This is a genomic window from Micromonospora sp. ATLC20 (assembly GCF_057196585.1).
Map to the genome: position 1 here is coordinate 1 of NZ_JBXUOV010000250.1, position 6,351 is coordinate 6,351.

The 6,351-nt window shown below is 73.6% G+C and carries 7 protein-coding genes; 3 read left to right on the forward strand and 4 right to left on the reverse strand.

Annotated features, from left to right (window positions below):
- Positions 1-201: 201 nt before the first annotated feature.
- Positions 202-792 (forward strand): pyridoxamine 5'-phosphate oxidase family protein, encoded by a 591-nt coding sequence (locus tag AC2CHG_RS29110; RefSeq protein WP_484525999.1) that lies wholly within the window; start codon positions 202-204, stop codon positions 790-792.
- A 6-nt stretch (positions 793-798) separates the two neighbouring features.
- On the opposite strand, the gene AC2CHG_RS29115 is transcribed toward AC2CHG_RS29110, so the two are convergent.
- Positions 799-2,280 carry a peptide MFS transporter gene (locus AC2CHG_RS29115; protein WP_484526000.1) on the reverse strand — a complete coding sequence of 494 codons (1,482 nt, stop codon included), beginning with the start codon at positions 2,278-2,280 and terminating at the stop codon, positions 799-801.
- A 225-nt stretch (positions 2,281-2,505) separates the two neighbouring features.
- Here AC2CHG_RS29115 and AC2CHG_RS29120 point away from each other — a divergent pair, with 225 nt between their 5' ends.
- Positions 2,506-2,847, forward strand: a complete 342-nt coding sequence (locus AC2CHG_RS29120; protein ID WP_007070998.1) for an RNA polymerase-binding protein RbpA — start codon at positions 2,506-2,508, stop codon at positions 2,845-2,847.
- Between the two features lie 65 nt (positions 2,848-2,912).
- On the opposite strand, the gene AC2CHG_RS29125 is transcribed toward AC2CHG_RS29120, so the two are convergent.
- Genes AC2CHG_RS29125 through lnt form a run of 3 tightly spaced genes read right to left on the reverse strand, consistent with a single transcriptional unit; the run spans position 2,913 to position 5,913 of the window.
- Positions 2,913-3,452: an FxsA family protein gene (locus AC2CHG_RS29125; RefSeq protein ID WP_355512177.1), complete on the reverse strand. Its 540-nt coding sequence runs from the start codon at positions 3,450-3,452 to the stop codon at positions 2,913-2,915.
- 53 nt (positions 3,453-3,505) lie between these two features.
- Positions 3,506-4,297: a polyprenol monophosphomannose synthase gene (locus AC2CHG_RS29130; protein WP_262016200.1), complete on the reverse strand. Its 792-nt coding sequence runs from the start codon at positions 4,295-4,297 to the stop codon at positions 3,506-3,508.
- A gap of 26 nt (positions 4,298-4,323) precedes the next feature.
- Complete coding sequence (gene lnt, locus AC2CHG_RS29135; RefSeq protein ID WP_262016199.1) at positions 4,324-5,913, reverse strand: apolipoprotein N-acyltransferase; 1,590 nt, start codon at positions 5,911-5,913, stop codon at positions 4,324-4,326.
- 110 nt (positions 5,914-6,023) lie between these two features.
- On the opposite strand from lnt, the gene AC2CHG_RS29140 reads away from it, so the two are divergent.
- Positions 6,024-6,351, forward strand: a 328-nt coding sequence (locus AC2CHG_RS29140) for an AfsR/SARP family transcriptional regulator (protein WP_484526001.1), incomplete at its 3' end; no start/stop codon positions are given.

Below are 6,351 nucleotides of genomic sequence, written 5' to 3' on the forward strand. Positions count from 1 at the left end.
GGCCCGGGCGGCCGAGCTGGCCGCGCGCACGGCGGTGATCGAGGCGGACCGGGACGCCGCGCAGCGCCGCGCCGGGCAGCTCGCCGACCAGGTGAGCGATCTGGCGACGGCGCTGGCGCGGCTGGGCACGCGTACCGGCTGAGGCGGCCACGGGCTGGGAACGGGGCAGCGCCGAACCGGGCCGGCGGCGAGGATCGGGGCATGGGAAAGACGTACGAGCGCATCGACGGCCGGCTGCGGGACTTCATCGAGGCGCAGCCGATGTTCTTCGTGGCCACCGCCCCGCTGTCCGGTGACGGCACCGTCAACCTGTCCCCGAAAGGCCTGCGCGGCTGCTTCGCGGTGCTCGACGAGCACACCGTGGCGTACCTGGACTTCGCCGGCAGCAACGCCGAGACCATCGCCCACCTGCGGGAGAACGGCCGGGTCACACTGATGTGGTGCGCGTTCGCCGGCCCGCCGAACATCGTGCGGGTGCACGGCCGCGGCGAGCCGGTGTTCCGCGACGACCCGCGCTGGCCCGGCCTGCTGACCCACTTCCCGGACATCGACCCGGGTCCGCACGGCCTGCGGGCGATCATCGTGGTGCGCGCCGAGCTGATCCGCGACACCTGCGGCTACGCGGTGCCGTTCATGACCTACGACGCCGACCGTGACCTGCACGAACGGCGGTTCGCCCGGGAGGACGACGCGTCGCTGAGCGCGTACTTCGCCGGCAAGGACCACGTCGCCACCAGCATCGACGGGCTGCCCGGCCTGCCGCTGCCGCTGCCGCCGACCCCGGCGGGCTGAGCGCGGTCAGTGGATGCCGGCCATCAGGTGCCGGATCTGGCGGGTGAACATCACCGCGGCCAGGCCCAGCCCCACCGAGGCCAGCCCGAAGGTCAGGAAGTACACCGGCTGGGACCAGGTGCCGGCCAGCCGGGCCACCTGGCCACCGATGGCGTCGCCGACGGCGGTGGCGAGGAACCACAGGCCCAGCATCTGGCTGGCGTACTTCACCGGGGCGAGTTTCGTGGTGGCGGACAGGCCGACCGGGCTCAGGGACAGCTCACCGGCGACCTGGATCGCGTACACCGCGACGAGCCACAGCGGTGAGACCAGGTCGCCGCCGACGGCGGCCTGCGCGGCGGCGGCCATCAGCACGAACGACAAGCCGTTGAGCACCAGACCGACGGCGAACTTCGTGGGCGTGGACACCCGGTGGCCGAGTTTGAGCCACAGCGCGGCGGCCAGCGGCGCACCGATGATGATGAGGATCGGGTTCACCGACTGCAACCAGGACGCCGGGAACGTGAACCCGCCCACCGACCTGTCGGTCTGGTCGGCGGCGAAGATGTTCAGCACCGACCCGGCCTGGTCGTAGATGAGCCAGAACGAGGCGGCGAACAGGAACAGCCACACGTACGCCTTCATCCGGCTGCGTTCGGTGCCGCTGATCTCCCGGTCGGTGAGGATCCGCGCGAAGTAGCCGACCGTCACCAGCACCGTCACCACTGTGAGCAGGTTGACCACCGTGTCGACGGTGAACCAGCCGGACACCAGCAGCACCAGCAGGACGGCGAGCACCACGACGCTCGCCACGCCGATGCGGGTCAGCGCGCGCCGCCGGTCGGCGCCCAGCAGCGGGTCCGCCGGGCGGGCGCCCGCGTCGCCGAGGTTGCGGCGGCCCAGCACGTACTGGAGCACGCCGAAGGTCATGCCGACCGCGGCGGCGCCGAACCCCAGATGCCAGTTGATCTTCTCGCCGAGGAAACCGGTGATCAGCGGCGCGATGAACGCGCCCAGGTTGATGCCCATGTAGAAGATGGAGAACCCGGCGTCGCGGCGCGGCGAGTCCCGCTCGTACAGATCACCGACCATGGTGGAGATGTTCGGTTTGAGCAGGCCGGTGCCGAGCACGATCAGCGCCATGCCGGCGAACACGCTCCACCCGGTGGGAATCGCCATCACGTAGTGACCGGCGGCGATCACCACGCCGCCCCACAGCACGCTGCGCCGTGCGCCGATCAGCCGGTCGGCGACCCAGCCGCCGGGCAGCGCCATCAGGTAGACCATGGCGTTGTAGGTGCCGTACACCGCGTTGGCGCTGGACTCGCCGAGGTCCAGTCCGCCGTCGGCGACCGCGGCGGTCAGGTACAGGACGAGGATCGCCCGCATGCCGTAGAAGCTGAACCGCTCCCACATCTCGGTGAGGAAGAGCGTGGACAGCGCGCGGGGGTGACCGAAGAAGGTCTTCCCGGCTGGTGGTCGGTCCCCGACCGGCGCGTCACTGCTCATCGTCACCTCCGGCACGCAAACAGGTGGGTAACATCCCCGTTGACAGGCGAAACACTCCACCGATTCGGCCCGGCCGGGGACGACCCCGCCGGGCAGCTGTCATGGCCGGTTACCCTTGACACTCCCGACCCGTGTACGGCCCTGCCGCCGTGGGCCGGGGAATGGGCGAGCGGTGACCGGCCGTTACACCTGAAGACCAGCACCACGAACGAGGGGAAGTCGATCATGGGCGAGCGCATGCTGCGCGGTAGCCGGCTGGGAGCGGTCAGCTACGAGTCCGACCGCAACACGGAGCTCGCGCCGCGCCAGACCCGCGAGTACCTCTGCGCCAAGGGGCACCAGTTCGAGGTGCCGTTCGCCGTCGATGCCGAGGTCCCGACGACCTGGGAGTGCAAGTTCGACGGCAGCGTCGCCCGCCTGGTCGACGGCACCGAGCCGGAGCAGAAGAAGGCCAAGCCGCCGCGTACCCACTGGGACATGCTGCTGGAGCGGCGCTCGATCGCCGAGCTGGAGGACATCCTCGCCGAGCGGCTCCAGGAGGTCCGGACCCGCCGCGGTCGTGCCTGACCGTCCGTAACGCGCCGAAACGCCCCCGGGATCACCCGGGGGCGTTTCGCTGTATGACGACCGTCTCAGCGGTCGACGATCTCGCCCTCGATGGCCTTGCCCGGGTCGGTGACCGGCTGAGGCGACGGCGCGGGACCAGGCGACGGGGCCGGCGCGGGTTCCGGGGCCGGCTGCGGCGCGCCCCGGTACACACGCACCCGGCGCGGCCCGAACAGGTCACCGGCGACCATCGACGACACCCGCCGCTCGGTGGCCCGGCGCACCCCGCCGCCGGCCAGCCGGCGCAGCGGCGGCACCAGCAACAGCAGGCCCACCACGCCGCTGACCAGGCCCGGCAGCGCCAGCAGCAGCGCACCCAGCAGACCGACGAGGCCGTCTGTCACCTCGGCGCCCGGCGGACGGCCTGCCTGCGCCGCCGCCCGGAAGCCGCGCCACGCCCGCATGCCCTCGCGGCGCAGCAGCACCAGCCCCAGCAGGGACGCCCCGAACACCAGCAGCACCGCCGGGCCGAACCCGACGGCCCGGCCTACCAGCACGAAAACGGTCAGCTCCAGCAGCGCGAACAGCAGCAGGGCCGGTGGTACGTACTTCAGTCCTCGGCGCATCTCACCTCATCAGCCCGGGGTCATCACGCCCCTCAAGCATGACACGCCCTCGCTCAAGGCCAGCGGGCGAGCGCGTCCGGGCGGGCAGGAGCGGTCGCCAGGCGGTCCCGCACCCCCCAGCGGGTGACCCGCCACAACGCCTCCGCCACGATCAGCGGGCTCATCTTGCTGTCGCCGTGTTCCCGCTCGGCGAACGTGATCGGCACCTCCACGATCCGCACCCCGGCGCGGTGCGCCAGCCGCGACAGCTCCACCTGGAACGCGTAACCCTGGGACCGCACCGAGTCCAGGTCGATCGCGTCCAGCGCGCTGGACCGGTACACCCGGTAGCCGCCGGTGGCGTCGCTTACCGGCATGCCCAGCGCCAGCCGCGCGTACAGGTTGCCGACCCGGGACAGCAGCAGCCGCCGCCACGGCCAGTTCAGCACCCGCGCGCCACGCGTCCACCGGGAGCCGATCACCACGTCGGCGTCGCGGGCGGCGTGCAGCAGCGCCGGCAGGTCCTCCGGGGCGTGCGAGCCGTCGGCGTCCATCTCCACCACCGCGTCGTAGCCGCGGGAGCGCGCCCAGGCGAACCCGGCCAGGTAGGCCGCGCCGAGCCCTTCCTTGCCGGCCCGGTGCAGCACATGCACCCCCGGGTCGCCGTCGGCGATCGTGTCGGCGATCGCGCCGGTGCCGTCGGGGCTGTTGTCGTCGGCGACGAGGACGTCCACCGCCGGCGCCGCCTCGCGTACCCGGGCGACGATGCGCCCGACGTTGTCGGCCTCGTTGTAGGTGGGGATGACCACCAGGACCCGCCCCACCCCGGGATGGCCGACCTTCCGCCTGTCGGCTGCCACGCCCACCGTCGCACCGCCTCCCGCTCGTCGGCTCAGCCGGGAGCGACCTCCCGGCGGCGGCGCAGCACGGCCGCGCCGGCCAGGGCCGCGACCGCCAGCGCCGTCAGCGCCACCTCCGGCCACACCCCGGCCGTGGTCGCCGGGGTACGCCCGTCGCCGAGTTCCATCTGCCGCACCACCACCGCGGCGGTGTTGAACCCGGTCGCACCGTCTACCCGCCCGTCCGGGGAAACGAACCCGGACACCCCGACAGTGGAGGCCATCAACGCGGCCCGGCCGTGCTCCACGGCCCGCAGCCGCACCATCGCCAGCTGCTGGCGGGCCTCGGCCACGTCGAACGTGGCGTTGTTCGTCTGCACCACCAGTAGCTGCGCGCCGCCGGTGACGGTGTCCCGGACGATGCCGTCGTAGGCGACCTCGAAGCAGATCACGTCGCCGAGCACGGCCGGGCCGGTGTTCAGCACGCCGGGACGGTCACCGGGGACGAAATCGGACCGGACCCGGTCGACCTGGGAGCTGACCTTGCGGGCGATGGACCGCAGCGGCACGTACTCGGCGAACGGCACCGGATGCCGCTTCGTGTACACCTGGTCCAGGTCCGGGCCGGTGCCCGGCCGCCACAGCAGCCCCGCGTTGCGCACCTCACCCCGGCCGGGCCCGACCAGCACCGCGCCGACCAGGATCGGCGCGCCGATCGCGTCGGCGGCCTGGGAGATCCGCTCCCCCGCCCCCGGGTTGCGCAGCGGGTCGATGTCGCTGGAGTTCTCCGGCCACACCACCACGTCCGGACGGTCCTGGCCGCCCTCGGCGACCCGCCGCGCCAGCTCCAGCGTCGCGTCGACGTGGTTGTTCAGCACCGCCTGCCGCTGCGCGTTGAAGTCCAGCCCGAGGCGCGGCACGTTGCCCTGCACGATCGCCACGGTGACGGTGTCGCCCGCGCCGCGTACCCCGGTCGGCACGGCCGTACCGGCGGCGAGCAGCGCCACCAGCGCGGCGGTGAGCCCGGCGACCGGCCGCCACTGCCCGGGCGCACGCCGCCAGTCCCGCCACGCGGCGGTGACCAGCAGCCCACCGGCGACCGCGACGGCGAACGTGACCAGCGGGGCGCCGCCGAGCGCGGCGAGCTTCAGCAGCGGCGACGTGTCCTGGCTGAACGCCAGCCGGCCCCACGGGAACCCGCCGAACGGGGTGCGGTCACGCAGCGCCTCCTGCCCCACCCACAGCACACCGGTGAGCAGCGGCCACGCCGCCCGGTGCCGGTCGGCCAGCGGCGACACCCAGGCGGTGGCGGCGCCCAGCAGCGCCAGGTAGGCGGCCTGCAGCAGCGACAGCAGCGCCCACGGCAGGTAGCCGGTGTGCAGGTTCGTCCACTCCAGCAGCGGCGCGAACAGCGCCACCCCGGTCAGGAAGCCCAGTCCCGCGCCGGCGCGCAGCCGCCGCCGGTGCACCGCGGCGGCCAGCAACGCCACCCCGACCGGCGCGAGCGGCCACATCCCGTACGGCGGGAACGCCAGCAGCAGCGCCAGCCCGGCCAGCACGGCGGCCGGCACGGCGAGCGTCAGCGGCAGGGGACGTGCCCCCTCGGCGATGGTGCGCGGCTGCTCCTGCTCCAGCGTCGTCACCGGCTTCTCCCCACGATCACGGGCCGAAGGCTACCCGCCCGTACCGGCGGTGAGCCGAACCGGTGTGGGGCGTGCCACCGGCGCGGCGCTGGCAGGCGACAATCAGGCGCATGCGGTTCGGTGTGCTCGGCGCGACCCAGGCGTACGCGGCCGACGGCAGTGTCCTGCCCGTCGCCGGTGGGCGGCTGCGCGCGCTGCTGGTGCTGCTGCTGCTCGACGCCGGCCGCACCGTGGCGCCGCAGCGTCTCGTCGACGGCGTGTACGGCGACCGGCCACCCGAGCAGGCCGCGAACGCGCTGCAGTCGCAGGTGTCGCGGCTGCGCCGGCTGCTGCCCGGCGCGCCCATCGAGTTCGGTCCGGCCGGCTACCGGCTGGCGGTCGACCCGCAGCGCGTCGACGTGCACCGGTTCGCCGGGCTGGCCGCGGCCGGGCGGGCGG

Excerpts from the sequence above, each read along its gene's own strand:
- AC2CHG_RS29110 (WP_484525999.1), top strand. The coding sequence starts at position 202 with ATGGGAAAGACGTACGAGCGCATCGACGGCCGGCTGCGGGACTTCATC.
- AC2CHG_RS29125 (WP_355512177.1), bottom strand. The coding sequence starts at position 3,452 with ATGCGCCGAGGACTGAAGTACGTACCACCGGCCCTGCTGCTGTTCGCG.
- AC2CHG_RS29120 (WP_007070998.1), top strand. The coding sequence starts at position 2,506 with ATGGGCGAGCGCATGCTGCGCGGTAGCCGGCTGGGAGCGGTCAGCTAC.
- AC2CHG_RS29115 (WP_484526000.1), bottom strand. The coding sequence starts at position 2,280 with ATGAGCAGTGACGCGCCGGTCGGGGACCGACCACCAGCCGGGAAGACC.